27 protein-coding genes are annotated in these 24852 nt (G+C 70.9%); 13 read left to right on the top strand and 14 right to left on the bottom strand.

Features of this window, described 5'->3' with window-relative positions; translation table 11 throughout:
- Positions 1–50 precede the first annotated feature (50 nt).
- Positions 51–1022, bottom strand: coding sequence for an NAD(P)-dependent oxidoreductase (locus ACFQ7Q_RS20925; protein ID WP_383557303.1), 972 nt, complete (start codon positions 1020–1022; stop codon positions 51–53).
- Here ACFQ7Q_RS20925 and ACFQ7Q_RS20920 point away from each other — a divergent pair.
- Positions 1000–2043, top strand: coding sequence for a helix-turn-helix domain-containing protein (locus ACFQ7Q_RS20920; RefSeq protein ID WP_383557302.1), 1044 nt, complete (start codon positions 1000–1002; stop codon positions 2041–2043). The genes ACFQ7Q_RS20925 and ACFQ7Q_RS20920 overlap by 23 nt on opposite strands.
- On the opposite strand, the gene ACFQ7Q_RS20915 is transcribed toward ACFQ7Q_RS20920, so the two are convergent.
- From ACFQ7Q_RS20915 to ACFQ7Q_RS20900, 4 genes are read right to left on the bottom strand one after another with little or no spacing between them, the layout of a single operon-like run.
- A complete protein-coding gene (locus tag ACFQ7Q_RS20915; protein WP_383557300.1) occupies positions 1967–3208 on the bottom strand; it encodes an ABC transporter permease in 1242 nt (413 codons plus the stop codon). The genes ACFQ7Q_RS20920 and ACFQ7Q_RS20915 overlap by 77 nt on opposite strands.
- 5 nt (positions 3209–3213) lie before the next feature.
- Positions 3214–3885 (bottom strand): ABC transporter ATP-binding protein, encoded by a 672-nt coding sequence (locus tag ACFQ7Q_RS20910; RefSeq protein WP_383557346.1) that lies wholly within the window; start codon positions 3883–3885, stop codon positions 3214–3216.
- 56 nt (positions 3886–3941) lie between these two features.
- A complete protein-coding gene (locus tag ACFQ7Q_RS20905) occupies positions 3942–5420 on the bottom strand; it encodes a peptidoglycan-binding protein (RefSeq protein WP_383557298.1) in 1479 nt (492 codons plus the stop codon).
- Complete coding sequence (locus ACFQ7Q_RS20900; RefSeq protein WP_383557296.1) at positions 5413–5937, bottom strand: hypothetical protein; 525 nt, start codon at positions 5935–5937, stop codon at positions 5413–5415. Before ACFQ7Q_RS20900 ends, ACFQ7Q_RS20905 begins: the two co-directional genes overlap by 8 nt.
- Before the next feature lie 273 nt (positions 5938–6210).
- Here ACFQ7Q_RS20900 and ACFQ7Q_RS20895 point away from each other — a divergent pair, with 273 nt between their 5' ends.
- The 3 genes from ACFQ7Q_RS20895 (at position 6211) to ACFQ7Q_RS20885 (ending at position 8322) form a co-directional block, all read left to right on the top strand.
- Positions 6211–6627 carry a peptidase inhibitor family I36 protein gene (locus tag ACFQ7Q_RS20895; protein ID WP_383557294.1) on the top strand — a complete coding sequence of 139 codons (417 nt, stop codon included), beginning with the start codon at positions 6211–6213 and terminating at the stop codon, positions 6625–6627.
- A 143-nt stretch (positions 6628–6770) separates the two neighbouring features.
- On the top strand, positions 6771–7718 hold the full coding sequence (locus tag ACFQ7Q_RS20890) for a hypothetical protein (RefSeq protein ID WP_383557290.1): 948 nt from the start codon (positions 6771–6773) through the stop codon (positions 7716–7718).
- A 199-nt stretch (positions 7719–7917) separates the two neighbouring features.
- A complete protein-coding gene (locus ACFQ7Q_RS20885) occupies positions 7918–8322 on the top strand; it encodes a helix-turn-helix transcriptional regulator (protein WP_383557288.1) in 405 nt (134 codons plus the stop codon).
- A 72-nt stretch (positions 8323–8394) separates the two neighbouring features.
- On the opposite strand, the gene ACFQ7Q_RS20880 is transcribed toward ACFQ7Q_RS20885, so the two are convergent.
- On the bottom strand, positions 8395–9678 hold the full coding sequence (locus ACFQ7Q_RS20880; RefSeq protein WP_383557286.1) for a geranylgeranyl reductase family protein: 1284 nt from the start codon (positions 9676–9678) through the stop codon (positions 8395–8397).
- Between the two features lie 79 nt (positions 9679–9757).
- On the bottom strand, positions 9758–10453 hold the full coding sequence (locus tag ACFQ7Q_RS20875; protein ID WP_383557283.1) for a demethylmenaquinone methyltransferase: 696 nt from the start codon (positions 10451–10453) through the stop codon (positions 9758–9760).
- A gap of 158 nt (positions 10454–10611) precedes the next feature.
- Here ACFQ7Q_RS20875 and ACFQ7Q_RS20870 point away from each other — a divergent pair, with 158 nt between their 5' ends.
- Positions 10612–11142, top strand: coding sequence for a SigE family RNA polymerase sigma factor (locus ACFQ7Q_RS20870; protein ID WP_383557281.1), 531 nt, complete (start codon positions 10612–10614; stop codon positions 11140–11142).
- 8 nt (positions 11143–11150) lie between these two features.
- Positions 11151–11957 (top strand): hypothetical protein, encoded by an 807-nt coding sequence (locus ACFQ7Q_RS20865; protein WP_383557277.1) that lies wholly within the window; start codon positions 11151–11153, stop codon positions 11955–11957.
- A 21-nt stretch (positions 11958–11978) separates the two neighbouring features.
- Here the strand turns inward: ACFQ7Q_RS20865 and ACFQ7Q_RS20860 are convergent, their stop codons facing one another.
- From ACFQ7Q_RS20860 to ACFQ7Q_RS20850, 3 genes are read right to left on the bottom strand one after another with little or no spacing between them, the layout of a single operon-like run.
- Positions 11979–12629 carry a hypothetical protein gene (locus ACFQ7Q_RS20860; RefSeq protein ID WP_383557274.1) on the bottom strand — a complete coding sequence of 217 codons (651 nt, stop codon included), beginning with the start codon at positions 12627–12629 and terminating at the stop codon, positions 11979–11981.
- A 7-nt stretch (positions 12630–12636) separates the two neighbouring features.
- Positions 12637–13836: a cyclic dehypoxanthinyl futalosine synthase gene (mqnC, locus tag ACFQ7Q_RS20855; protein ID WP_383557271.1), complete on the bottom strand. Its 1200-nt coding sequence runs from the start codon at positions 13834–13836 to the stop codon at positions 12637–12639.
- Between the two features lie 60 nt (positions 13837–13896).
- Entirely contained in the window at positions 13897–15675 is a 1779-nt protein-coding gene (locus ACFQ7Q_RS20850) for a protein kinase (RefSeq protein WP_383557268.1), read from the bottom strand.
- Between the two features lie 141 nt (positions 15676–15816).
- Between ACFQ7Q_RS20850 and ACFQ7Q_RS20845 the strand changes: the two genes are divergently transcribed.
- The gene (locus tag ACFQ7Q_RS20845) at positions 15817–16893 is read left to right on the top strand and encodes an alpha/beta hydrolase (protein ID WP_383557265.1); all 1077 of its coding nucleotides are present in this window, start codon (positions 15817–15819) and stop codon (positions 16891–16893) included.
- Positions 16894–16930: 37 nt separating this feature from the next.
- Here ACFQ7Q_RS20845 and ACFQ7Q_RS20840 read toward each other — a convergent pair whose 3' ends face one another.
- Positions 16931–17791, bottom strand: coding sequence for a menaquinone biosynthetic enzyme MqnA/MqnD family protein (locus ACFQ7Q_RS20840; protein ID WP_383557262.1), 861 nt, complete (start codon positions 17789–17791; stop codon positions 16931–16933).
- A 270-nt stretch (positions 17792–18061) separates the two neighbouring features.
- Here ACFQ7Q_RS20840 and ACFQ7Q_RS20835 point away from each other — a divergent pair, with 270 nt between their 5' ends.
- Complete coding sequence (locus tag ACFQ7Q_RS20835) at positions 18062–18265, top strand: cold-shock protein (RefSeq protein ID WP_003967102.1); 204 nt, start codon at positions 18062–18064, stop codon at positions 18263–18265.
- A 133-nt stretch (positions 18266–18398) separates the two neighbouring features.
- On the top strand, positions 18399–18809 hold the full coding sequence (locus ACFQ7Q_RS20830) for a DUF1992 domain-containing protein (RefSeq protein ID WP_383557260.1): 411 nt from the start codon (positions 18399–18401) through the stop codon (positions 18807–18809).
- A 124-nt stretch (positions 18810–18933) separates the two neighbouring features.
- On the opposite strand, the gene ACFQ7Q_RS20825 is transcribed toward ACFQ7Q_RS20830, so the two are convergent.
- Complete coding sequence (locus ACFQ7Q_RS20825) at positions 18934–19551, bottom strand: TIGR03086 family metal-binding protein (protein WP_383557257.1); 618 nt, start codon at positions 19549–19551, stop codon at positions 18934–18936.
- Positions 19552–19603: 52 nt separating this feature from the next.
- Here ACFQ7Q_RS20825 and ACFQ7Q_RS20820 point away from each other — a divergent pair, with 52 nt between their 5' ends.
- The 3 genes from ACFQ7Q_RS20820 (at position 19604) to ACFQ7Q_RS20810 (ending at position 23035) form a co-directional block, all read left to right on the top strand.
- Positions 19604–20020: a MarR family winged helix-turn-helix transcriptional regulator gene (locus tag ACFQ7Q_RS20820; protein ID WP_383557255.1), complete on the top strand. Its 417-nt coding sequence runs from the start codon at positions 19604–19606 to the stop codon at positions 20018–20020.
- Between the two features lie 112 nt (positions 20021–20132).
- A complete protein-coding gene (locus ACFQ7Q_RS20815; RefSeq protein ID WP_383557252.1) occupies positions 20133–20648 on the top strand; it encodes a DinB family protein in 516 nt (171 codons plus the stop codon).
- 152 nt (positions 20649–20800) lie between these two features.
- Positions 20801–23035: an FG-GAP repeat domain-containing protein gene (locus ACFQ7Q_RS20810; RefSeq protein WP_383557250.1), complete on the top strand. Its 2235-nt coding sequence runs from the start codon at positions 20801–20803 to the stop codon at positions 23033–23035.
- Between the two features lie 63 nt (positions 23036–23098).
- Here the strand turns inward: ACFQ7Q_RS20810 and ACFQ7Q_RS20805 are convergent, their stop codons facing one another.
- A complete protein-coding gene (locus tag ACFQ7Q_RS20805) occupies positions 23099–23479 on the bottom strand; it encodes a VOC family protein (protein ID WP_383557248.1) in 381 nt (126 codons plus the stop codon).
- A gap of 265 nt (positions 23480–23744) precedes the next feature.
- Entirely contained in the window at positions 23745–24134 is a 390-nt protein-coding gene (locus ACFQ7Q_RS20800) for an SSI family serine proteinase inhibitor (RefSeq protein ID WP_383557245.1), read from the bottom strand.
- A 48-nt stretch (positions 24135–24182) separates the two neighbouring features.
- On the opposite strand from ACFQ7Q_RS20800, the gene ACFQ7Q_RS20795 reads away from it, so the two are divergent.
- Positions 24183–24815, top strand: a complete 633-nt coding sequence (locus tag ACFQ7Q_RS20795; protein WP_383557242.1) for an HAD family hydrolase — start codon at positions 24183–24185, stop codon at positions 24813–24815.
- The last annotated feature ends 37 nt before the right edge of the window (positions 24816–24852 follow it).

Genomic DNA, 24852 nt, shown 5'->3' with positions numbered 1-24852 from the left:
GTCACTCCTCGGGGGAGTGACGGCTTTTCGCCGTTTGCCCTCTTTGCGCCTTACTTACGGAACGCCTCGATGATCCGGGCGTAGCTGTCACCGCCGTGGCCCGCGTCGACCGCGGCCCGCATCAGCTCCAGGTGCAGCTCCGGCAGCCGGTTGTCGATGCCGCGCGCCTCCCCCGCGTGCAGCAGATGCCCGATGGCGGCCACCTGGACGTCGATCGTGGCGTCCGCGCCCGGGTACTCCCCCGCGTCGATCTGCTCGGCGTACCCGGTCATGAACCAGGAGACCGTCCTCATCCAGCGGGTGGCCACCGCCGTGAAGTCCCGGGCCGGCACCCCGTCGGCGCCCGCGAGGGCGGTGGCGTGCAGCCAGCCGCCGAAGACCGACCACATGAGGCCGAGCAGTCCGGCGTCGTAGAGCGAGGCGAGGCCCGCGTCCGCGCCCAGGTCCACCGGGTCGCCGAGGACGGCCAGCGTCACGCGGTGCTCGGCGAGGAGCTCGGGCGCACCCGCGTAAAGGATCATGTTGGCGCTGTCGCCGACCCCGGGCGGCGTCGTCATGACGGCGCCGTCGAGATAGCCGATGCCGTGCTCCGCCGCCCACTCCGCCTCGGCGCGGGCCTGCTCGGGCGAGCCGGTGGTGAGGTTGACCAGGACCCGGCCCCGCAGCGACTCGGCCACGGGGGCCAGGAGTTCGCGTACGGCGGCGAAGTCGAGGACGCAGACCACGACCAGTTCGCTCGCGGTGACCGCCTCGGCGACGCCGGCCGCGCGGACGGCCCCGCGGGCGACCAGGGCGTCGGCCTTCTCCGGAGTGCGGTTGAAGACGGTGGTGCGGTGGCCGGCGGCGAGGAAGGCGTCGGCGAGGGCGGAGCCCATCTGTCCGAGGCCGATGACCGTGATGTTCTGTGCGTTCATGGACTCCACGCTCGCAGCGGCGGAATCCGGCCGACAGTGGCAGGGCTGACGACGGGCGCACGATTCCTGCCGTAGCGTCGGCGGTATGAGTACGGGAGTCGTCGCCATCGCCGTCGTACCGGACCGGCGGATCGGAACGTCGCTGTGGGAGCTGTACGAACTCTCCCTCGCGTGCGGGGTCTTCGGCATCCCGCACCCCGACCTCGCCGACCCCTGGTACGAGCTTCGGCTCTGCGGAAACTCCGGTGACGCCGGGGTCTTCTCCCTGCGGACCGACCATGGTCTCGACGGACTCGTGGGCGCGGACACCGTCATCGTGCCGTCGGTGCCCGACGCGGTCGTGGAGGACGGCGAGGAGGTGCCGGCCGAGCTGGTCGAGGCGCTGCGCGCGGCCGCCGCCTCCGGCGCACGGATGGTGTCCCTGTGCACGGGCGCCTTCGCGCTCGCCGCCGCCGGACTCCTCGACGGCCGCCGGGCCACCGCCCACTGGCAGCACACCGGGCAGCTGGCCGCCCGCCACCCCGAGGTGATCGTGGACGACTCCGTCCTCTACACGGACGAGGGAAGCGTGCTGACGAGCGCGGGAGCCACCGCCGCGCTCGACCTGTGCCTGCATCTCGTGCGCAAGGACCTCGGCGCCACGATCGCGGGGCAGCTCGCCCGGCGCCTGGTCGTGCCTGCGCACCGCACCGGCGGGCAGGCACAGTTCATCGAGGCACCGCTGCCGCCGAGCGACGGCGACAGCCTGGGACCCGTCCTGCAGTGGGCGACCGAGAACCTCGCCGACCCGCTGACCGTCGACGACCTCGCCCGGCGGGCCCGGATGAGCCCGCGCACCTTCCACCGGCGGGTGCAGGAGGCGTACGGCACCACGCCGTTGCAGTGGCTCCTGCAGCAGCGGGTGGCCCGCGCCCAGACCCTGCTCGAGTCCACCGACCTGCCGGTGGAGCTGGTCGGCGACCGCAGCGGCCTGGGCACGTCGGCCAATCTGCGGCGCCACTTCACCCGTACGGTCGGGGTCTCCCCCTCCGACTACCGGCGCGCGTTCCGGTTCAGCGACGCAGCGCCTCCGCGGGCGCGATCCGCGACGCCCGCCACGCCGGATACAGCCCGGCTATCACCCCGGTGACCAGTCCGATCGCCGGGGCCGCGGCCACCGTCGCCGAGTGCACGACCGGTGTCCAGTCCCGGACGAGCGCCACGGCGATCACCGTCGAGACACCCAGCGCCGTGCCGACCAGCCCGCCGACCGCCCCCAAAGCACCTGATTCCGTGAGGAACTGGACGGTGATGTGCCGTCCTCGGGCGCCCAGGGCCCGGCGCAGACCGATCTCCCCGGTCCGCTCCAGCACCGCCACCAGCGTGGTGTTGGCGATCCCGACCGCGCCGATCACCAGACAGATGGCGGCCAGCAGCAGGAAGAGCTGATTGAGGTCGTCGGTCACGCCGGCCCGGAGCGTCCTCGGATCCGGCGGCGGGATCGCCTTCAGATACTCCGGATGGTCCGGGCGCAGCGCCACCGGCGCCTCGTGCGCGACCTGCTCGGCCGCGCCCGCCCGGGTCGCGATCAGCATCTTCGCGTCGCCCTGCTGAGGTGGCCCCCACAGCTTCTCGGCGGTGGTCCGCGGCACCGTCACCGACATCAGCACATCGGCCCGGCGCTTCACGTCGTCGATGATCCCCGCGACGGTGAACGGCTCGTCGCCGATGAAGACCGCCGGACTCGTCTCCAGGGTGGTGATGCCGAGCCGGGCGGCCACGGACGCCCCGAGCACCACCACCGGCTGGCCGCTCTTCGAGGCGAAATCGTCGTAGAGCCGCCCCTGGGCCAGCTTCGGCACCGCGGCGTGCAGCGCGCCCGGGGAGGCGGCCACCACATCGATCTGTTCGCCGCCCGCTCCGTCGCCGACCGGCGCGGACCGTACCGTCGTGCCGGGTTCCAGCCGGACCGTCCAGTACACCCCGGCGTGCTCGACGCCGCCGAGCCGCTCGATCCGGGCGTCCGCGTCGGCCGGGAAGGCGGGATCGGCGAACTCGTTCTGCTCCTGGGCGATGTCCTCCACGGTGACCTCGGTGGCGGTCAGCAGATTGAACCGGGAGTCGATCTGCGAGGACGTCGTCGCGGTCAGCCCGAGGATGGCCACGAAGGTGCCCACGCCCAGGACGGTGCCGAGCGCGGTGAGCGCCGAGCGGCCCGGGCGCTGGAGCATCCCCGCGACGGCCTCGGACAGCACGTCCCGGGCGGTGAGCCGGGACGGCTCCACCACACGCGGTGTGGATCTGCGCAGGCGCATCCGGCTCACCCCACCCTCGCCGACTCGCTCAGCACCCCGTCGCGGATGGTCACGGTCCGCTCGCCGCGCGCCGCCACCTCCGCGTCATGGGTGATGACCACGATCGTCATGCCCGAGGCGTGCAGTTCGCCGAGGAGTCCGAGGACGGATTCGGCGTTGTCCGAGTCGAGGTTTCCGGTCGGCTCGTCGCACAGCAGCAGCGAGGGGCGTCCGGCCAGCGCGCGGGCGATGGCCACGCGCTGGCGCTCGCCGCCCGACAGCCGGCCGGGCAGCGCGTCGACGCGGTGGCCGAGGCCGACCCGTTCCAGGGAGGAACGGGCCCGCGCCCGGCGCTCGGCGCGCGGCACGGCCGAGTACACCATCGAGAGCATCACGTTCTCCGTCGCGCTGCGGTGGGGCAGCAGATGGAAGGACTGGAAGACGAAACCGATGCGGCGGCCGCGGAGCGCCGTACGGTCGCCGTCGCGCAGCCCGGCGGTGTCGATGCCGTCCAGCAGATAGGTGCCGCCAGTGGGCGCGTCGAGCAGTCCGGCGACGTTCAGGAAGGTGGACTTGCCGGAGCCGGAGGGCCCGACGATCGTGATGAACTCGCCCTTCTCCACGACGAGTTCACACGGCCGAAGCGCGGTGACCGGCGGCGGCCCCGGGTACGTGAGACTGACCTGGCGGAACTCCATGACGGGGGTGGCCGGGGACGGACCTGTGCGGGGGTCGGGGCCCTGATCCGGGCCGCTCACGAGCTGCCCTTGGACGCGCCCGCGGCTCCGCCGGGGTTGATCCCGGTGACGACCTTGTCACCCTCCTTGAGGGCACCGTCCGTGAGCGGGGTGACCTCCACGAAACCGTCGCCGGTCGTGCCGGTCCGTACCTCGATCCGCTCCTGCCTGCCCGTCCCGTCGACGGTGGTGACGACGGTCTTCCCGTCGGATCCCGCCGAGACCGCCGTGATCGGGACGACCAGCGCCTTGCCGTCGGTGGACGCGGCCTCGATGGTCAGCCGCACCTCCTGGCCGGCGAGTTCGGAGGGCAGCTCCCCGGTCGGCTGGGCCGTGAAGAGGTAGCCGACCGCGCCGGAGGCTCCGCCACCGCCCGCGTTCCCGTCGTCGTCGCCACCGCCCCCGTCCTGTGGGGCGCCGTCCTGCGCATCCTGCTGCCGGGTGGGCGAGTCGGCGACGGAGACGACCTTCGCGGCGATCTCCCTGCCCGAGTTCTCCTCCAGGATCTTCACCTTCTGGCCGGCTCTGACCATGCCCTTCTGGTGGTCCTGAAGATGGCCCTGCGCCACCAGCTTCCCGGAGGACAGGGTCATCACCGTCCCGTCGACCTGCGCCCCGGGCCGTGCCGCGACGGACGCGACCCGTGCGGGGAAGCCCTGCACGAAGACGACCTCCCCGGCCGGAAGCATCGGACCGGCCGCGGCCCGCGCCTTGGCCAGGGCTGTACGGGCGGTCCGCAGATCCGCGTCGGCCCGGTCGCGCGCCTTGCGCAGGGTCTTGTCCTGGGCCTGGTCCGTGTTGGCCCTCAGGGCGTCGCGGGCGTCCTCGGCGGCCCGTTCTGCTCCGGTGACCGCGGCCTTGGCGCCGTCGACGGCCGCGCCGTCGTCGTCCACGGCCGGCTTCGGGTCGTAGCCGACGGCGGCGTAGAAGTCCTCGACCGCGTTCTTCGTCCCCTCGCCGAACGTGCCCTTGGCGTCGCCGCCTCGGCCGTGGCCGAGCGCGGCCAGACCCTCCTGGAGCTGCTTCACGTCGTCGCCGGTGGCTCCGGGCTTGAGGTCCCGGTAGACCGGCAGCCCGCCCTTCAGCACGAAGACGGGCCGACCGGATATCTCCAGGAGGACCTGGCCCTGCCGGACGGTGTCGCCGCTCTTGACCGGGACCTTGGTGACGACCGGGGCACCACTGCCCTCGCCGCCCGAGGCCACCGGCGCGACCTGCACGGTCTGACCGGCCGCGACGGTGCCCCGCAGGACCACCGTCTCGGCGAGGACCCGCTTCTCGACCCGGGCGATCAGAACGTCCGGAGGAGGCGGTTCGGCGTCCGCCGCCACCTGGGAGGGCGACTTGATGAACGTCCCGGCGACGATCCCGCCCCCGGTCAGCACCACCGCGCCGACGACCAGACCGACGACCCAGAAGCGGCCGCGCGAGAGCCGGGAGCCTTCGGAGACGGCCTCGCGTGTGGGCGTGGCCCCGGGCGAGGTCTCCTCAGCCACCGACGACCGTCCCGCCGCTGGTGCCACCGGCCGCCGGGGAGCACTTCTTCAGGGCCTCGATCACCTTCTGGTCGCCCTTGATCTTCTCGCCCAGCGCGCCGTCGAGCGCCACCTCCCCGGTCTTGGGGTCGGGGTCCGGGTAGTCCGTGACGCCTTCCTTGCGCACGCACTCGGAGATCTTCCTCGCCTCGGCGAGCGCCGCCGGGTCGGCCTGGCCCTGGGCCGGCAGCTTGCTCGCGCAGGCCGCCTCCGCCTTCGTGATCGCGTCGGGCTTGTTGGCGTCCTTGTCGACGCGCTTCTCGCCGCTCCCGGTGTCCTGGAGCGTGAGGCCCTGCGCGGCCAGGCAGTCGTAGTACCCGGCCCAGTCCGCGGTCTTCTCCGAGGGAGAGACGGACGCGGCCGGGGGCGGCGTGCTCGCGCCACCCTTGTTCGGGGATGCGCCGTCCCCTGTGCTCGCGCATCCCGCGAGCCCGAAGGCGGCGATCAGCAGAGGTACGACGGCCGTACGGCGTGTCATCAGAGTGGTCCTTCCGGGAGGGCTTCCCATGCATGGGGGAACGCGCGATGAGGGGCCGTCGCGGCGCTGCGCTACGTCGCGTCATGGCCCCTGCGCGGGAACGGCCGGCGCCCGGCGGGCGACTCGGCACCGTCAGGATAGCCACGGGTAGTCGTGCCGGTAACTGTCTCAACGGACAGTGGACTAGCGCCTGTTGGTGCTGTTCGCTCTTTAGCGGCGGCCCACTCGGGTCGCAGACACCACACCAGCACCATCGATATGAAAGGCACCACCATGCAGCGCACTGCTATCCGTCGCGTCGCCGCCACGGCGATCGCGCTCGCCGCCATCGGCGCGGGCGCCCTCGCCACCGCGGGCTCCGCCTCGGCGGCCACCGGCAAGAACGGCTACCTGGAGAGTGGCGAGTTCGGCCTGTACTACAACTCCGGCCTGAACGGCGCGGTGTTCGACCTGTACGTCTCGGACTCCAACTTCTCCGGCGACACCTTCCCCGGCCCGGGTGCCGGCGCGGGTCAGTCCGCCAACGACAACACGGCCTCCTACTGGAACCGTGACTCGAACGTCTGGTGGGTGTACACCGACGCCAACGCCGGTGGCATCGAGGGCAGCCTCCCCGTCGGCTACAGCGGCGACGCTTCGTCGAACTTCAAGAACAAGATCTCCTCGGCCTACTACTACAAGGCCCGTTGATCAGCACTGATCGACCCGTCGGACGGCCTGTAGGCATCGCCGACGACATGTAGCGACACAGGAGCCGTTGCTCTGCCCGAAAGAGGCGGGCAGAGCAACGGCTTCGCCCATGGTAGCCACGCACATTCCTCTGGAGCAGCCCCATGCGCCCACTCGCCACGCGCGCCTCCGTCCTTCTGCTGAGCGCCACGCTTCTCACCGCCTGCTCCTCGTCGGACTCCGGTGGCGGCGACCCCAAGAGCGAGCCACAGATCGGCGCGGTGCCCAAGCTGCTCCGGACGGCCGGGCTCTCGTACCCGCTGGACACCTACGAGACCACCCACGAACAGCAACAGCAGCTCCAGAAGGCCCAGAACCGGCTGATCGGCCAGTGCATGAAGCGGTTCGGTTTCTCCTACGAGCCGCCCCCGCCCGTCGAGTCGGGCCGCGGGTCCGGATCGGACGACTCCCGCTACGGCCTCACCGATGCCGACAAGGCGGCTCGGCACGGCTACGACACACGCGGAGGCGTCGAGCCTCCGGCGAAGCCGGCGGCTCCTTCCCTCAGCGCCACCGGACAGCTCGCCCTCAGCGGCCCGGACGCCAAGGGCGGCTCGGCTCAGCCGATGAGCTGGGAGGAGGCGCAGGGGGTGGACAGCGGCAAGGTCGTCAACGGGCAGAAGGTGCCCATCGGGGGCTGCAACCGGGAGAGTTACCTCAAGCTCTACGCCCCGAAGAAGGGTGCGGTCGACGTCATGTTCGTCTTCAACGTCACCGCCGACGCCTTCACCCGTGCCCGCGAGGACTCCCGCGTCGCGGAGGCGTTCAAGGCGTGGTCGGCCTGCATGGCCGAGAAGGGGTACAAGACGGACGACCCCGTGAGCCCCCAGGAGGACCTCGGGATCGCCTCGGACACCTACGGAAGCCCGAAGGCCATCGCCGCCGCCAAGCAGGATGTCGCCTGCAAGGATCGAGCCAACCTCGTCGGCGTCTGGTACACGGTCGAGACCGCCTATCAGCAGCGGAACATCGAGCAGAACGCCGAGACTCTGAACCAGGCGAAGACCGAGCTGGGAGACCGTTTGAAGCTGGCGACGACGCTGAACGGCTGATCAGCAAAGCACCCAGACCGGCCGGAAACCGACTGATCAGCACGTCGGTTTCCGGCCGTTCGGGCGAGGACCATCAGGCGAGACGGGCAATGGATTCCGCCTCGCCGGGGGTTACGGTCACTGGCGCGACGCCGCGCCGTCGCACCGTGCACGCCGTTGCACGGTGCTCAACGAATGCCGTCTCTGGGGGGGGACAGACATGCATCGTCATGGCCAGTACTACAACCCGACACGTCCTACGGAAGCCGACGAGGAGAGATCCGGCCGGGTCAACCCGGTCACCGCTGCCCTGAACCGGCTGGATCTCCTCACCGACCGCGAGCGGGAAGTCCTCTCGGCCATGCCCGGTGGCGAGTCCAACACGGACCTCGCCGTACGGCTCGGCATCACCGAACGCACCGTCAAGTTCCATGTCACGAACATGCGCGAGAAGCTCGGCGGGCTCTCCCGTCTCCAGCTCCACCTGCTGGCCCTGCTGGCGGAGATCGTCTGGCCGGGCCGTCTTTGTCGCCCCTCCGGAGCCGGGCGGGCGACGCAGCCGACGACCGTGATCGCCCGAGGACTGCTGCTGAGGCGCACTCCCGAGGTCAGAACCTGCCCGTGACACGCGGATGCCCCCGACGACAGGCGTCGGGGGCATCACCCGTTCGTGGGCGGCCGTGGCCGCGGCACCGGCTCAGGCCTTCGGGGCCACCTTCGACAGGCCGTTGATGATCCGGTCCATCGCGTCGCCACCGGTCGGGTCCGTGAGGTTCGCGAGCATCTTCAGCGTGAACTTCATCAGGACCGGGTGGGTCAGACCGCGCTGCGTCGCGATCTTCATGATCTTCGGGTTGCCGATGATCTTCACGAAGGCGCGGCCGAGCGTGTAGTACCCGCCGTAGGTGTCCTTGAGGATCTTCGGGTAGTTGTGCAGGGCCAGTTCGCGCTGCGCCGGGGTCGACCGGGCGTGCGCCTGCACGATGACGTCGGCCGCGATCTGGCCCGACTCCATCGCGTAGGCGATGCCCTCGCCGTTGAACGGGTTGACCAGGCCGCCCGCGTCACCGACGAGCAGCAGGCCCTTGGTGTAGTGCGGCTGGCGGTTGAAGGCCATCGGCAGGGCGGCGCCGCGGATCGGCGTCGTCATGTTCTCCGGGGTGTAGCCCCAGTCCTCCGGCATCGAGGCGCACCAGGCCTTGAGGACCTCGCGCCAGTCCAGCTCCTTGAAGGCGGAGGAGGAGTTCAGGATGCCGAGGCCGACGTTGGACGTGCCGTCGCCCATGCCGAAGATCCAGCCGTAGCCGGGCAGCAGCCGGTCCTGCGGTCCGCGCCGGTCCCACAGCTCCAGCCAGGACTCCAGGTAGTCGTCGTCGTGGCGGGGGCTGGTGAAGTACGTCCGTACCGCCACGCCCATCGGCCGGTCCTCGCGCCGGTGCAGGCCCATGGCGAGCGAGAGCCGGGTCGAGTTGCCGTCGGCGGCGACGACGAGCGGCGCGTGGAAGGTGACCTCGCGCTTGTCCTCGCCGAGCTTGGCGGTCACACCGGTGATCCGTCCGGTGCGGTCGTCGATGATCGGGGCACCGACGTTGCAGCGCTCGTACAGCCGCGCGCCGGCCTTCTGCGCCTGCCGGGCGAGCTGCTCGTCGAAGTCGTCCCGCTTGCGGACGAGTCCGTAGTCCGGGTACGAGGCGAGGTCCGGCCAGTCGAGCTGGAGCCGGACGCCGCCGCCGATGATGCGCAGGCCCTTGTTGCGCAGCCAGCCGGCCTCCTCGGAGATGTCGATCCCCATGGCGACGAGCTGCTTGGTGGCACGCGGGGTGAGCCCGTCGCCGCAGACCTTCTCGCGGGGGAACGCGGTCTTCTCCAGGAGCAGGACGTCGAGTCCCGCCTTGGCCAGGTAGTACGCGGTCGTGGAGCCGGCCGGGCCTGCCCCGACGACGATCACATCTGCGCTGTGCTCGGAGAGGGGCTCGGTCACGGCGTGGTCTCCCGAAGGGTCGAGGGAAGGTCGGTCGAAGTCTATTGCGGCGGTCCCGGGGCTTCCGGGCGGTGTGCCCCTACGGGAGCTTGAAGCCCCGGTGCATCGCCACCACGCCGCCGGTCAGGTTGCGCCAGGCGACCTTGGACCAGCCGGCCTTCTGCAGCAGCCCCGCGAGGGCCGGCTGGTCGGGCCAGGACTGGATGGACTCGGCGAGGTAGACGTACGCGTCCGGGTTGGACGACACCGCCCGGGCCACCGGCGGCAGCGCCCGCATCAGGTACTCCTCGTACACCGTGCGGAACGGCTTCCAGGTCGGGTGCGAGAACTCGCAGATCACGACCCTGCCGCCGGGCTTCGTCACCCGGTACAGCTCGCGCAGCGCCCCGTCGGTGTCCTGGATGTTGCGCAGCCCGAAGGAGATCGTCACCGCGTCGAAGACGTCGTCGCGGAAGGGGAGCTTCGTACCGTCGCCGGCGGTGAACGGCATCCACGGGTGCCGCTTCTTGCCGACCTGGAGCATCCCGATCGAGAAGTCGCAGGGCACGACATAGGCTCCGGCCCGGGCGAAGGGCTGCGAGGAGGTGGCCGTCCCGGCCGCCAGGTCCAGGATCCGCTGCGCCGGGCGGGCGTCGACCGCCTTCGCGACCTCCTTGCGCCAGCGTCGGTCCTGGCCGAGCGAGAGCACATCGTTGGTGAGGTCGTAGTTCGCCGCCACGTCGTCGAACATCGAGGCGACTTCGTGCGGCTGCTTGTCCAGGGATGCTCGGGTCACCCGGCCATTGTGGCAGCCCTCGCGCCACGGCCTTCGGGAGCCCTCCGTGGCCGCCGGGGATTCGTCGAAAATTTCCTCTCAACCTTTTCGGGGGCAGCGCACTCAAGGAGGGGTGACAGTCGGGCAGCGGGGGACGCCCCCAGGGACGGAGGAGCGCGATGCAGGCACCGCACGGCTCGGACGAGGCGTTCGAGGAGTTCGCCCGCGCCGGGCAGACGCGGCTGTACCGCACGGCGTACCTGCTCTGCGGCGACGCCGAGACCGCCCGCGATCTCACCCAGACCACCCTCGCCAAGCTGTTCCAGCACTGGCGCAGGGCCGGTACGGCCGAGTACCCGCATGCCTACGCCAAGACCGTCCTGACCCGCACCTTCCTCGCCGAGCGACGTCGCCGACTGCGCGACCTGCTCGCCTTCACCAAGACCGGCGGGCTCGGCCCCGCACCCACGGCGGAGCACACCGACCTCCGGGTCACCCTGCTCGCCGCGCTCGCCGAGCTCCCGCCCAGAGCCCGCGCCATGGTCGTCCTGCGGTACTGGGAGGACCTCAGTGTGGAGACCGTCGCCTCGCTCCTGCGCTGCAGCGAGGCGACGGTCAAAAGCACCTGCTCCCGCTCGCTCGCGCGGCTCCGAGACCGCCTCGGCGAGGCCCACCTCTACGCCACCGACCACCACGCCACCGGAAGGTGAGGCCCACCGTGGACGACGCCACACTGCTCAAGAGCGCCATGGAGCGTACGACCGAGGACCTTCCACCGCTCCCCGACCTCGCGCCCGTCGCCATCGTCCAGGGACGCAGACGGCGCGCCCGGGCCCGCCTCGCCGCCGTCGGCGGTGTCTTCGGCACGGTGACCGCCGCGGCCCTCGGCCTGACCCTGCTGCCGGGTCCCGGCACGGGGGTGGCGATGCCCGCCGCACCCCCGGACGCCTTCCCCTCGGCGTACCACACGCCCGTGCGGCTCACGCCGACACCGGGCCAGGAGCCTCCGGCACCCGAGACCGGGGCCGAGGCGGAGCGGCGCGCCCAGTTCCAGCAGCAGGTCGCCGCGCTCCTGGACGAGCTGCTGCCGACGAACGTGACGGACATCCGGCCGGTGGAAGGCGAGGTGTCGCTCTACCAGATCACCTCTAGTGGGCGGGACTTCACCACGATGCTGTCGGTGCGTCCGGCGGAGGGCGAGGCGCTGCAGCCCTGCCGGGACATGCCCTCCAAGAAGACGACCTGCGAGAAGGCGGACCTCGGCACGGGCCGTACGGCTCAGGTGTACTCGATGCCGGTGAACGATCTGGACACCATGGGCGCGATGGTCGTGTTCGCCTACGGACGCAGCCACGTCCTGCTCTCCGTCAACCCGTCGGAGGCCGCGGGCAAGCCCGGTGTCTCCGCTCCGGTGACCGCGGATCAGCTGCTCACCGTCGCCCGCGACGACCGCTTCACGAACCTGGTGAAGTACGCGGACGAGAACCCGGTCCAGAAGAAGTCCACAGCGGTCAGCGGCGGCTGACGGACGCCGAAGCGACACGCCCTAGCGGCGGCGGAAGACCAGACGGCCGCCGAGAACGGTGGCGACGCAGGTGCTGGCCCCGCGGGCCACCAGATCGGCCTCGTCCGCCACGTCGAAGACCGCCAGATCGGCGGGTTCGCCGACCTGCAGCGGACCGTGGACCGTGCCGTCCAGGTCGTGACCCTCCACGAAGGGGTCCAGATCCGGGCCGTCCCAGACCGGCGGCGCCAGGACCGGCGCGTTCGGGACCTCTCGCAGCCCGGCCCGCCCCACGGCCTGCCGGACCGCCGACCGGGGCCCGAGCCCCACATGCGTCGTCCCATGGGCCAGCATCCGCTGGATCCCGCGCCGCACACTGCCCGCCATCCGGGCCGCGTCGGGCGCGAGGGCGTCGAAGGCCGGACCCATGACGGGGGCGGTGCCCAGCTCGTCCGCCTCACGCGGGTCCGGGTGGTACACCCGTGTGAGCAGCCAGTGCCCGTGCCACTGCCGCAGCCCCGGGGTCAGGACGCCCGGCCAGCGGCGGACCCGCGCCTCCGGGTTCGCCGCGGCCACCTCCTCGTACGGGCCGACGGCCACGATCTCCGCGTCCCGGACGGCCACCGCGCCGCCGGGCACGGGGTCGTGACCCAGGCCCGGCAGCACCACGTCCGCCGTGTGAATCGTCAGCACGAAGGCGTCAGTTGGCGTTCAGGAGCTTCAGCTCGGGGTGCGCCGTGCCGCCCTCGATGGCCGTGGAGGAGATGTGCGAGGCGACCCGCTCGTCGACCGGGTCGTTCGCCGGGTCGTCGTGGACGACGAGGTGCTCGTACGTGGTGGAACGCTGCGCCGGGACACGGTCCGCCGTACGGATCATGTCGATCATCTCGCGCAGGTTGGAGCGGTGCTTGGCGCCCGCCGAGGAGACGACGTTCTCCTCCAGCATGATCGAGCCGAGGTCGTCCGCGCCGTAGTGCAGGGTCAGCTGGCCGATCTCCTTGCCCGTGGTGAGCCACGAGCCCTGGATGTGGGCGATGTTGTCCATGAAGAGCCGGGAGATCGCGATCATCCGCAGGTACTCGAAGAGCGTGGCGTGCGTGCGGCCCTTCAGGTGGTTGTTCTCCGGCTGGTACGTGTACGGGATGAAGGCCCGGAAGCCGCCCGTCCGGTCCTGCACGTCACGGATCATCCGAAGGTGCTCGATGCGCTCGGCGTTCGTCTCGCCGGTGCCCATCAGCATCGTCGACGTCGACTCCACCCCGAGGCCGTGCGCGATCTCCATGATCTCCAGCCACCGCTCGCCGCTCTCCTTGAGCGGGGCGATCGCCTTGCGCGGGCGCTCCGGCAGCAGTTCGGCGCCGGCGCCGGCGAAGGAGTCGAGACCGGCCGCGTGGATGCGGGTGATCGCCTCCTCGACGGAGACGCCGGAGATCCGGGCCATGTGCTCGACCTCGGACGCGCCGAGGGAGTGGATGACCAGCTGCGGGAAGTCCTTCTTGATGGCGGCGAAGTGCTTCTCGTAGTACTCGACACCGAAGTCCGGGTGGTGCCCGCCCTGGAACATGATCTGCGTGCCGCCGAGCTCCACGGTCTCCGCGCAGCGGCGCAGGATGTCGTCGAGGTCGCGGGTCCAGCCCTTGGCGGTGTCCTTCGGCGGCGCGTAGAAGGCGCAGAACTTGCACGCCGTCACACAGACGTTGGTGTAGTTGATGTTCCGCTCGATGATGTACGTCGCGATGTGCTCCGTACCGGCGTAGCGACGACGGCGCACGGCGTCGGCGGCCGCGCCCAGCGCGTGCAGCGGCGCCGAGCGGTAGAGGTCGAGCGCCTCCTCGGGGGTGATCCGGCCACCCTCTGCGGCGCGGTCGAGGACGGACTGAAGGTCGGCCTTCTCGGTCACCGGCTGAGTCCCTTTCGGAGGGTGGAATCTAAGGACTGAACCAGCCTACGCCAGCACTTCTCAGGACTTCCGGAGGGTGCCGCTAGGGCGGCCCGCGGCTTCCTCGTGGGAACGGTAGGTGAGGGTGCCGTCGGGGTTGCGGGTCAGCGTGAAGGTCGACGTGCCGGTGGTGCAGAGGCCTTGGGTGCCGGGGCGGTCGGGGTCCGTGCGGTCGGCGATGTTCAGTTCGGTGGCGGAGGCGGAGGTCAGCTTGCCGAGGCCGTGACAGCTGACGGTGGTGCCGAGGACGGTGATGGTGTGGGTGGTGCGGACGACGTCCTTGCCGGTGTCGCCCTCGGAGACGACGACGGTGAAGTCGCCGTGCGGGGAGCCGTTGCGCTCGGTGGTGGGTCCGGTCCAGGTGCCGAGGAACGCTTCCGGGACGGATCCGGAGGGCGTGGTGGAGGCCGAGGGCCTGGTGGCGGGGGGATTCGTCTTGCTCCCGCCGGTGTCGCTCGCGTCGGCTCCCCGGCGACCGCCCGGCATCAGGTCGTAGAGGTACCCCGCTCCCAGGGTCACGGCGGCGAGCGCCCCTGCGACGGCGAGCGCGACCGTACAGCTGACGCGTCGCCCCGCGGCGAGGGAGAGCGTGGCCTGCCGCCGCCGGCCGCCTTCACCGTCGGGGGAGGTGTGCCCCTGGTCCGACGGGGTGGCGAAGCCGCCGGGTGCGGGAGCGATCGGCGGGCCGAAGACACCGGGATCGGGAGCCGCCTGCCCGGACGGACCCGCCGTCTCGGCGCGGGCGTCGGGCGACAGAACCGCCGGAGGACCGAAGACGCCCGACGGCGGGCCGGTCGGGGCCCCCGCGGGGGCCGGTGCCCACACGGAAGGGGCCGTGAAGGGCACGGGCCCCGATGCGTTCGGGTCGGGCGCGGCACCGGGGACCGGTTCGACCGTTCCCGTGCCCGCGTCGAGTTCCAGGAGGCGTACGGCGGTCCGGCTGATCTCCTCCACCAGCGGGCTCGGCAGCCAGCCGCCCGACACCAGCGCCGCCGCCCCGCGCGGGGCGAGCGCGACCGCGACCGCGCCCGGGGTGGGGCGGGCCGCCGGGTCCTTCGCGAGGCAGGCCGCCACCAGCTCCCGCAGCTCTCCCGTCAGCGAGCCGAGTTCGGGCTCCTCGTGGACGACCTTGTACAGAAGGGCCGCGGAGGTGTCGCCCGGGAAGGGCGGGGCGCCGGTCGCCGCGTACACGAGGACCGCTCCGAGCGAGAAGACGTCGGACGCCCCGGACGCTCCATGGCCCAGGATCTGCTCGGGCGCCATGTAGCCGGGCGAGCCGATGGAGACCCCGCTCGCGGTGAGCGACGCCGTGCCGTCCGTGGCGCGCGCGATGCCGAAGTCGATGAGCCGGGGCCCCTCCAGGGTGGCCAGCACGTTGGAGGGCTTCACGTCGCGGTGGACCAGGCCGAGTCCGTGCACGCCCGCGAGCGCCTCGGCGAGGCCGGCGCCCAGGGTCCGTACCGTGTGCGCGGGCAGCGGGCCGATCGCCTCCACGGCGCGGGTGAGCGTCGGCCCGGCGACGTACCCGGTGGCGACCCACGGCACGGCGGCCTCCGGGTCGGCGTCCAGGACGGGCGCGGTCCACTCCCCGCCGACCAGCCGGGCGGCCTCCACCTCACGCCGGAACCGGGACCGGAACTGCTCGTCCAGGGCGAAGTGCGGGTGCACGATCTTCACGGCGACGGTCCGGCCGCCCTCGTTGCGCGCCAGATAGACCCGCCCCATGCCACCGGAGCCCAGACGGCCGAGGATCCGGTAGGCACCGATGGTCCTGGGTTCCCCTGCTTCGAGCGGCTGCATGTCTCCCCTTCCGGCGGCGCACGGCCCTAGGTGGGCCGGATCACCACGATTCGGAACCGTACCCAGCCAACCGATCCCCCACCACGCCCCTCCTCTTCTCCGTAATACGTCGCAGTGTCCGAAGCACCCCGGAGTCACCCGATGACACGCCTCCCCAGGATCACGAGGAACCCCAAGGTCCCGAGGACTCGCAGGATCCTCGCCGCCGCGCTCGCCCTCGGCGCCACGGCCGCTCTCGTCGGCGGCTGCTCGGACGAGGGGGCGCCCGTCACCTTCGACACCCCGAGATCGACGGCCACGGCCGACAGGGCGGGCGCGCCGAGCACCCCGCGGACACCAAGGGCGAACGTCCCCGAGACCGTCCTGCCCACCGGCCCCAAGGCAAGCTTCACCACGGCCAACACCCTCGACGACGGCACCAAGATCGGTGTCACCACCCTCGCGGGCGCGAAGTCCGGCTTCACGGGCAAGGTGTGGGTCTGGGCGCCGAAGCAGTATTTCGACCCGAAGTACGCCGACAGCGGGTTCCCGGTCCTTGTGGCTCTGCCGGGCGGAAACGGCTATCCGATGAATTACTGGATGGGTACGGACCTCAAACTCCAGTCGAGCATCAGCGCATGGTCGCAGGAAGGGAAAAGCCTTCCGTTCATTGTCGTGATGCCTGTGCTCAACCCCGACGACAAGTACTACTACGACGGAAGCGATATACCCGGGCAGCCGAGAATGGGGACCTGGCTCGCCGAGGACGTGCCCGATTTCGTCCGGGCGAATTTCCGCACCTTCAAGTCCCGTGACGGCTGGGCGTTCATGGGCTCGTCCTCCGGCGCCTTCGCCGGGCTGAAGGCGGTGCTCCAGCACCCCGACAAGTTCAAGGCCGTCATCGCGTCCGGCCCCGACACCGTCCCCGACTCCCCGCTGTGGGCGGGCCACGAGGCGCAGCGGCAGGCGAACAACCCGGAGAAGCTCGCCAAGGCGCTCGGCACGAAGCCGGACACCGAGGCGAACCGGGTCTACCTGGCGTTCCAGATCGGGACGGAGGAGTCGGGCGAGCCCCGGCTGAGGTCCTTCATGAAGACCTTCACGAAGGGCCCGGTGAAGACCCGCCTCCAGGTCATCCAAGGCGGCGGGCACAACGCCAAGGGCTACATCAGGGGGATGGGGGACGGCTCGATGGAGTGGATCAGCCGGCAGATGCAGGGCCCGGTGCCTTCCCCCTGACGCCGTGACGCTTCGACCTGAGGTTGACGCTCCGACCTCAGGCGAGCAGGTCCACCTTCACGTCCGCCGGGAAGCCGGTCGTCGGACCGGTCCGGCGGGCGAACTCGCGTACCCCCGCCAGCTGCTCGGGACCGAAGCGGAAGTCCAGCGTCCGGAAGTACCGCTCCAGGAGCTCCGCATCGAAGGACTCCCAGCGCGCGGCCTGCTCCGCGACCTTGGCGACCTCCACCAGCGACACATCCCGCGAGGCCAGGAACGCCTCGTGGACCTCGCGCACGGTCTCCGGCTCGCGGACCAGGAAGTCCTTGCGCGCCGCCCACACCGCGAAGACGAACGGCAGGCCCGTCCACTCCTTCCACATCAGCCCCAGGTCGTGGACCTCCAGCCCGAGCCGCGGGGCGTCGTGCAGCGAGGCCCGCAGGGCGGCGTCGCCGATCAGGACGGCGGCGTCCGCCTCCTGCATCATCAGCCCGAGGTCGGGCGGGCACGTGTAGTAGTCGGGCCGCACGTCGAACCGCTCGGCGAGCAGCAGCTGCGCGAGCCGTACGGACGTACGAGAGGTGGATCCGAGCGCCACCCGCGCCCTGTCCAGCTGCTTCAGGGGCCGCTGGGAGACGATCACGCAGGACATGACGGGGCCGTCGCAGCCCACGGCGATGTCCGGCAGGGCGACAAGATCGTCCGCGTTGCGGAGATACTCCACGAGGGTGATGGGCCCGATGTCGAGGTCGCCCCGCACGAGCCGCTCGCTGAGCTTCTCCGGGGTGTCCTTGGTCAGCTCCAGATCGAGGAGCGTTCCGGTACGGGCCAGGCCCCAGTACAGGGGCAGACAGTTCAGGAACTGGATGTGTCCGACGCGGGGCCGGCTGCGCTGGTGGTCGTCGGTTGCATTGTCCACATCGTGAGGCTAGACCTGTCTCGCACGGTGGACATCGCCGGGGCGCGCGTGGCGCTCGCGTCAGCTCATCAGAAGCACGTCAAACGTGTGGGTGACGTGATCTTTCCCTCTAGTGCGGCGCACACCCTGCGTGCTACGCTCATCGCAAGTTGCAGTTTGGTTTCCCTTGCAGTACAGAGCCTGCGGAGCATGTGACCCGCAGGCTTTTGTAGTTTTCAGACTTGTTTGCAGGTTCTGGAGCAGGGCAACCCTTTGGCCCAAGGAGGGCTTATGGCTACCGGAACCGTCAAGTGGTTCAACGCTGAAAAGGGCTTCGGCTTCATCGCCCAGGACGGCGGCGGCCCGGATGTCTTCGTCCACTACTCCGCGATCAACGCGTCCGGGTTCCGCTCCCTCGAGGAGAACCAGGTCGTGAACTTCGACGTCACGCAGGGTCCGAAGGGCCCGCAGGCGGAGAACGTCACCCCGGCCTAAGTTGCCCGGGTCGGCGATCGCGCACGGCTAGAGAAGTACCCAAGGAGCCCCGCTCCGTGTCCTCGGGCACGAGCGGGGCTCCTGCCTTTTCGGCCCACTCCCCCGCCGCCCGGGCCCCTCGTAGTCTGGACGTATGACCGAACGCAAACCGCCTGGCGTCAGCTTCGAGTCTTTCGTGGACAAGCAGATCCGCGAGGCCACCGAGCGCGGCGAGTTCAGGAAACTGGCCGGCTTCGGGAAACCGCTCGACGACGACAACGCCCCCTACGACGCGCTGTGGTGGATCAAAAGCAAGATGCACCGCGAGGGCGCGTCGGTCCTCCCGCCCTCGCTGGCCCTGCGCAAGGAGGCCGAGGACGCCGTGGAGGCGATCGGCCGGGCGGCGTCCGAGGCGCAGGTGCGCCGGATCGTGGGCGAGATCAACACCAAGATCGCCGCGGCCCTGGCCCGCCCGCCCGCGGGGCCGCCGCTGAACCTGAAGCCCTTCGACCTGGAGGAGACGGTGGCGGGGTGGCGGGCCGATCGGGCGAAGCGGGAAGCGTAGGGGGGCTGACGTGCGGGCGCGAGGTTCGCCGTCGACGGAGCGAGCTTCGGGTCCCCCACGGGGGACCCGAAGGCCCACCCGCACCCCCTCTTGTGGATCGCCTGGTGGGAACCGGTCGCCGGGCTCACGGGTGGCGGCCGAGGGCCGCGAGGATCCGGTCGAGCGTCCCGGCACCCGGGGGCAGGGGGATCCCCGGGCGGAAGGGGCTGTCCGCGCTGAGCCGGGTGGCGCCGTCCGGGACGGAGAGGGCGATCGGGAGCGCGGCGTCGAGGATGTCGGCGTCGGGGTCGTACGGGAGGTCCAGGCCGCGGGCCATGTCCCAGCCGTGGACGACGTAGTCGATGAAGTGGAAGCCGACGGCCCGGCCCGCGGGGAAGGTCCGGTCGACCGTGAACTCCGGCAGGAGGAAGGGCCGGTCCGGGCCGCCCAGGGCCGCGAACGCGGCGACGACGTGCTCGGCGGCCTCGGCGTACCGCGCGACGGCGTCGGCGGTGTCGGTCACCGGGTGGACGGACCAGTGGGCGAGCTCCGCGCCGTCGCCGAGGGCGGCGGCGGCGAACCCGCGGTGCTGCGCCGTCATATGGGCGAGCAGATCGGCGACCGTCCATCCGGCGCAGGGCGTCGTCCGACCGAGGTCGCCGGGGGTCACCCGCTCCACCAGGGCGACGCTGTCGCGGACCACGCGCGCGTGGAGGAGCCGTAACCGCTCGAACGGTCCCTCAGCTTCCAAAGAGATACGCATGTGCTTACGATCTGCTCGTGCCTACTAATTGTCAACGGGTATTTTCGTGGCCATGGAAGAGCCCCGCCCCGATCTCGCCGCGATGGTCGTGCCGCTGGGCCGCACCCTGATGGCGGCGGAGCAGCCGGTCCTGGACGCCCACGGCGTGACGATGTGGGCGTACGCGGTCCTGCTGCACCTCGACGAGACCCCCATCCGCACCCAGGCAGCCCTGGCCGAGGCCATCCGGGCGGACAAGACCCGGATCATCGCCGTCCTCGACGACCTGGAGACGCGCGGCCTGATCGGACGCCGCCCCGACCCCCAGGACCGCCGGGCGCGCCTGCTCTCCCTCACCCGCGAGGGCCGCGAGCTGCGGGACACCGTGCGGTCCGAGATCCAGGAGGGCGAGGAACAGCTGCTCTCCCGGCTCCCGGCGGCGGACCGGGAGGCGTTCGTCCGGGCTCTGCGGATCCTGACCACCGAGTAGGTGAACTCGGCCGGCTCCCGGCCCTGTCACCGGCCGCGCGGCCCGTCGTCGGCACCTTCTCGATGGCCCACTGGGTGGAGCACACCGCACCGTCGAGCGAGGAGTGAGTGACATGAGGAGCGCCGATCTGCTGCTGGACGCCTTCGGCCGCGTCCAGGAGGCCGTGCGCGGAGCCGTCGAGGGCCTGTCCGAGGACGAGCTGGCGCTACGCATCGACGAGGACGCGAACTCGATCGCCTGGCTGGTCTGGCACCTGACACGGATCCAGGACGACCACGTCGCGGGCGTGTTCGGCACCGAGCAGGTGTGGACGTCCGACGGCTGGAAGGCCCGCTTCGGCCTTCCGTTCGGGGCGGGGGCCACGGGTTACGGCCACTCCAGCTCGCAGGTCGCCAAGGTCCGGGCCTCCGCGGAACTGCTCCTCGGCTACTACGACGCCGTCCACGCCCGGAGCGTGGAACACCTCGGCACCCTGACCAACGCCGACCTCGACCGCGTCGTGGACGATGCCTGGGATCCCCCGGTCACCCTGGGCGTCCGCCTGGTGAGCGTGATCGCGGAGGACAACCAGCATGCGGGCCAAGCGGCTTACGTACGGGGCGTGGTGGAGCGACGCGAAAGATCGTGACGGGTGTCGGCCGGGGTTGCTATCCTCCGGCCACAGTCCACGGAAGGCGAAGATCCGGATGGGGGGAACCTCCGGCCGCCGCCGTGTCTTCCGATCGCCGCCGCCCCAGTCGTCGGGCTGCGCGCGGTCGCCTCAAGGGGAGGGCCCGTCCGTTGCACCACCATTCCCATGGATTCAGCCGCAGACTCGCCGTCGCGGTGGGCGTCACCGTCGCGGTGACCGTCGGCACCGCCTTGCCAACGGGGGCCGCGGCGGCCGCGGCGCCTGTCCCGGCGTCGGCCACCGAGGGCGCGGCGGAAGCGGCGTCCACCGACGTCGTGCCGTTCCCGAAGAACACCACCATCCTCGGCGCGGGCGCGACGGGCTTCCTGGCGCTCACCAAGACCCGGGCCTCGGGCGACGTGCCCTACTCCGAGACGCGCTCCTGGGTTCCGGCGGACGGCTCCGCTCCGAAGGAGCTGAACTGGGCCACCACCAGGATCGAGAGCACCGGTTCGGGGGACGTCGTGGCCGCAAGCTGGCCCCAGTCCAAAGCCGAACTCATCGACATGGCGACCGGGCAGACGCTGCTCTCGGTACCCACCGAGACCGGGCCCGATTACGCGGGAGCCGCCGGCAACGCCCTGTTCACCTCGGTCGGCAACACCAAGGGACACAGGCGCCTTTCCATGCACACCGCAGCCGGCGGGGCGGCCGCGCCGACTGCCGGTCTTCCGGCAGAGGTCACGAGCGCCAAGGTCAAGGCCGGCACAGCCGATCACGCCCTGGTGACCTACTACGTCGGCGACCAGGTGAGTTCCAAGAAGTACCTGGGCACGATCGACCTCGCCACCAACACAGTGGCGGAGCATTACGAGATGCCCAAGACCGTGGAGGGCAACATCGCCATCTCGGCGACGCACCTCGCCTGGGTCGACTACGCGGGGTCCAACGCCACAGTGGTGATCGTCGACCGTTCCACCGCCACGGCCCAGCGCATCGCGGTCGGCAGCACCTCGCGGCACGACGTCGAGGTCGGTCTCGTCGGCGACTGGGTCACGTACGGCACTCGCAGCGGCATGGCCGGCACCGGACTGAATCCCCTGAACGCGCTGACCGCGCGCAACCTCAAGGACGGAGTGACGACCCACAAACTCCTCGACCACACCACCACGTCCGCCGTCGCACCGGACGGTGCCCAGATCGTGCGCGGTGGCACTATCGAGCAGGGGGAAGGTCTCTACCGGATCGCCCCCGGCGGCGACGGCGCGCCGACCGCCACGCTCGTCGCTGCCACCGGGGAGCCCACCAAGATCACCCTGGTGAGCCACAACGTTCCCGCCACGCTCGATTTCGACCAGGACCCAGCGCTGCTCCAATGGCAGTTCTCCCGGGAGAACATCGGAGGCTCGTTCACTCTGCGCCACGTGCGGACCGGCGAGATGGTCGCATACGAGCACTTCTACATGCTGGGGAACGGCGTCCTGCCCTTCAGCTGGACGAGCTACGTCGCAGAGAAGAACGCGTACAACGGCGACTACGTCTGGGAGATCAAGGCAGATCCGCTGAACTTCATCGGCCCGAGCCTGGTCGCCTCAGGGACCTTCAAGGTCGTCCACAAGCCCGCCCCGCACGACTACAACGACAACGGCTCCCCCGACGTGCTCCTGCGCGACAACCAGGGGGTGCTGTACCGCGCCGATACGCATTACGACGCGTACAGCCGCCGGCTGACGGCCGGCGGGCAGCAGTGGGTAAGCGGCGGCTGGGGTGGCTACGACCAGATCGAGGCCGCCGGGAACATCGGCGGAGCCGCCCACGCGGACGTCGTCGTCCGCGACAGGAGCGGCGTCCTCTGGCACTACCTCGGCAAGGAGGACGGCACCTTCGCCACCCGATACAAGATCGCCACCGGCTTCGGCGCCTACAACAAGATCGCCGCCGGAAGCGACCTCAACGGCGACGGCAGGCCCGACCTTCTCGCCACGGACACCGCGGGCGCCATGTGGCTCTACAAGGGCACCGGGAACTGGCGCGCCCCCTACACGACGCGCGTCAAGATCGGCACCGGCTGGAACGGCTACAACCAGATCACCGCCACCGGGAACATCGCCGGAGGCGCCGCCGGAGACCTCGTCGCCCGCGACAGCGCCGGCGTCCTCTGGCTCTACCTCGGCAACGGCGACGGCACCTTCGCCACCCGGGTGAAAATCGGATCCGGCTGGGGCGGATACAGCCACATCGTGGGAATCGGGGACGCCGACCGCGACGGGCGCCCCGACCTGTTCGCGACCAATGCCGCCGACCGCGGGGCGTACCTGTACAAGGGAACGGGCAACTGGCGCGCCCCGTTCGGGACGCGGGAGATCACCGCCGTACCCAACTACGAGCCCACTTCCGTGGCCTGATCCCCGGAACCGGGGCTCGTTGGTTCACCCTGGTCGGACCAGCGAGCCCCGCTCCGCCCCGGCCTACAGGTACGGGCGGGTGATCAGCTCGATCGCGTGGCCGGCCGGGTCCTTGAAGTAGACGCCCCGGCCGCCGTGCTCGTCGTTGATCTCGCCCGGGCGTCGCATCTGCGGATCGGCCCAGTGCACGACCCCGCGGTCGCACAGGCGCTGGTACGCCCGGTCGAAAAGCTCGTCGTCGAGCAGGAAGGCGTAGTGCTGCATCTGGATCTCGATGTGCCCCGGCGGCGTCGCGAACTGGAGCAGCACGCCGTCGGCGAGCTGCACGTTGACGAACGGGCCCCAGGACGGCGCTTCGGGGAGTTCCAGCAGCTCACGGAAGAACCGCGCCGACTCGGTGCTGTCCTTGGCGGCGATGATGGTGTGGTTGAACGTGACTGACACAGGGATGACCTCACTCTGATTCGGCATGGAAGAAACGGACTCGCGGTGCAGAAGCAGCGCTGGGAGGTCCGCGTGCCGAACCGAGGTGGTGGGGGTGCTTCGAAAGCACCCGCCGAGCGATCAGCCCACCACCGGGTAGCCGATCCGTGTGTGGCGTCGATGCGCCGATCCGGTGTTCACGTCGGATGATCTTACTGATCGCCGACCGACGGCGCAGGTGATTAACGCGCCATGGGTACGAGGATTCCGGCCAGGCCGGCGGGGGTCAGAACGCGAAGACCGTGCCTGTCTCGGCGTTCAGCTCGCAGGTGTTCCCGAACTCCTTCTTCCAGCCGACCGGGACGTCGTCGAAGGTGCCCTGCGCCTCCGCCACCACCGGTTCGTAGACCATCGGGCAGACCACGTCGGCGTCACCCTTCAGCTTCTCGAAGTCTCCGCGCGCGTCGTTCACGGCGCCGCATGCGACCTCTGCCTGCGGGTGGTTGCCCCCGGTGGGGCCACACCCGAGATAGACCTCCTTCACGTCACCGGTCGCGCCGGACGTGATCGTCAGGAAGATCCTGGTGGGCGGGGTGGGCGCGGGGTCCGCCGCGCCCGCGAGGCCGAAGCCCGCGACGGTGGCCGTGGCCACGGCGAAAGCAAGGGTGCTCTTCATGCCCCGGCAAACGAGCACCCCGATCCCGGGTCACTAAGCTCCACCCGTATGACCAGGAAGTTCATCCTCTTCGACGTCGACGGCACCCTGATGGACGCCGTCGCCAACCAGCGGCGCGTCTGGCACACATGGGCGGCACGGCACGGACTGGACGGGGAGGAGGTGTACGCGGTCGCGCTCCGCACGCGGCCCGTCGAGACGTTCGCCGCCGTCGCGCCCGACCTCGACCCGGAGGCGTGCCTGGCAACGCTCCACGCGTTGGAGGACGAGGACGTACGGAGCGGTGAGTACAGCGCCTTCGCGGGCGCCGCGGAGCTTCTCGGCGCCCTCCCTTCGGGCTCCTGGGCGCTCGTGACCTCCAACTACGAGCACCGGGTGCGGGGCCGTTTCGCGCGCACGGGCCTTCCGCTCCCAGGGCTCGTCGTGGACGCCGCCTCCGTCACCGAGGGCAAGCCCTCCCCGGCGCCGTACCTCCTGGCGGCGGAGAAGCTGGGCGCTTCGCCCGCCGACTGCCTGGTGATCGAGGACGCGCCGTCGGGCGTCCGCTCCGGGGTGGCCGCGGGCATGACGGTGTGGACGGTCAACGCGCCGTCGGGGTCGGGCGGGCACCGTCACTTCCCGACCCTGTCCGAGGCCGCTCCGGAGATCGTGGCCTTCGCCCTGTCGGCCGCGCCCGCGTAGCCTCAACTTCTGTATCTGTTCCGCGACTTGACGGGTG

This window comes from Streptomyces sp. NPDC056527 (genome assembly GCF_042794475.1).
GTDB lineage: Bacteria > Actinomycetota > Actinomycetes > Streptomycetales > Streptomycetaceae > Streptomyces.
Note: the sequence above shows the minus strand (reverse complement) of the source record. Positions and strands in the feature narration are given on the sequence as shown.

Excerpts from the sequence above, each read along its gene's own strand:
- ACFQ7Q_RS20825 (WP_383557257.1), bottom strand. The coding sequence starts at position 19,551 with ATGCGTATCTCTTTGGAAGCTGAGGGACCGTTCGAGCGGTTACGGCTC.
- ACFQ7Q_RS20815 (WP_383557252.1), top strand. The coding sequence starts at position 20,133 with ATGAGGAGCGCCGATCTGCTGCTGGACGCCTTCGGCCGCGTCCAGGAG.
- ACFQ7Q_RS20870 (WP_383557281.1), top strand. The coding sequence starts at position 10,612 with ATGCAGGCACCGCACGGCTCGGACGAGGCGTTCGAGGAGTTCGCCCGC.
- ACFQ7Q_RS20885 (WP_383557288.1), top strand. The coding sequence starts at position 7,918 with ATGCATCGTCATGGCCAGTACTACAACCCGACACGTCCTACGGAAGCC.
- ACFQ7Q_RS20830 (WP_383557260.1), top strand. The coding sequence starts at position 18,399 with ATGACCGAACGCAAACCGCCTGGCGTCAGCTTCGAGTCTTTCGTGGAC.
- ACFQ7Q_RS20845 (WP_383557265.1), top strand. The coding sequence starts at position 15,817 with ATGACACGCCTCCCCAGGATCACGAGGAACCCCAAGGTCCCGAGGACT.
- ACFQ7Q_RS20920 (WP_383557302.1), top strand. The coding sequence starts at position 1,000 with ATGAGTACGGGAGTCGTCGCCATCGCCGTCGTACCGGACCGGCGGATC.
- ACFQ7Q_RS20925 (WP_383557303.1), bottom strand. The coding sequence starts at position 1,022 with ATGGCGACGACTCCCGTACTCATACCGCCGACGCTACGGCAGGAATCG.
- ACFQ7Q_RS20890 (WP_383557290.1), top strand. The coding sequence starts at position 6,771 with ATGCGCCCACTCGCCACGCGCGCCTCCGTCCTTCTGCTGAGCGCCACG.
- ACFQ7Q_RS20850 (WP_383557268.1), bottom strand. The coding sequence starts at position 15,675 with ATGCAGCCGCTCGAAGCAGGGGAACCCAGGACCATCGGTGCCTACCGG.
- ACFQ7Q_RS20895 (WP_383557294.1), top strand. The coding sequence starts at position 6,211 with ATGCAGCGCACTGCTATCCGTCGCGTCGCCGCCACGGCGATCGCGCTC.
- ACFQ7Q_RS20915 (WP_383557300.1), bottom strand. The coding sequence starts at position 3,208 with ATGCGCCTGCGCAGATCCACACCGCGTGTGGTGGAGCCGTCCCGGCTC.
- ACFQ7Q_RS20795 (WP_383557242.1), top strand. The coding sequence starts at position 24,183 with ATGACCAGGAAGTTCATCCTCTTCGACGTCGACGGCACCCTGATGGAC.
- ACFQ7Q_RS20900 (WP_383557296.1), bottom strand. The coding sequence starts at position 5,937 with ATGACACGCCGTACGGCCGTCGTACCTCTGCTGATCGCCGCCTTCGGG.
- ACFQ7Q_RS20835 (WP_003967102.1), top strand. The coding sequence starts at position 18,062 with ATGGCTACCGGAACCGTCAAGTGGTTCAACGCTGAAAAGGGCTTCGGC.
- ACFQ7Q_RS20820 (WP_383557255.1), top strand. The coding sequence starts at position 19,604 with ATGGAAGAGCCCCGCCCCGATCTCGCCGCGATGGTCGTGCCGCTGGGC.
- ACFQ7Q_RS20800 (WP_383557245.1), bottom strand. The coding sequence starts at position 24,134 with ATGAAGAGCACCCTTGCTTTCGCCGTGGCCACGGCCACCGTCGCGGGC.
- ACFQ7Q_RS20910 (WP_383557346.1), bottom strand. The coding sequence starts at position 3,885 with ATGGAGTTCCGCCAGGTCAGTCTCACGTACCCGGGGCCGCCGCCGGTC.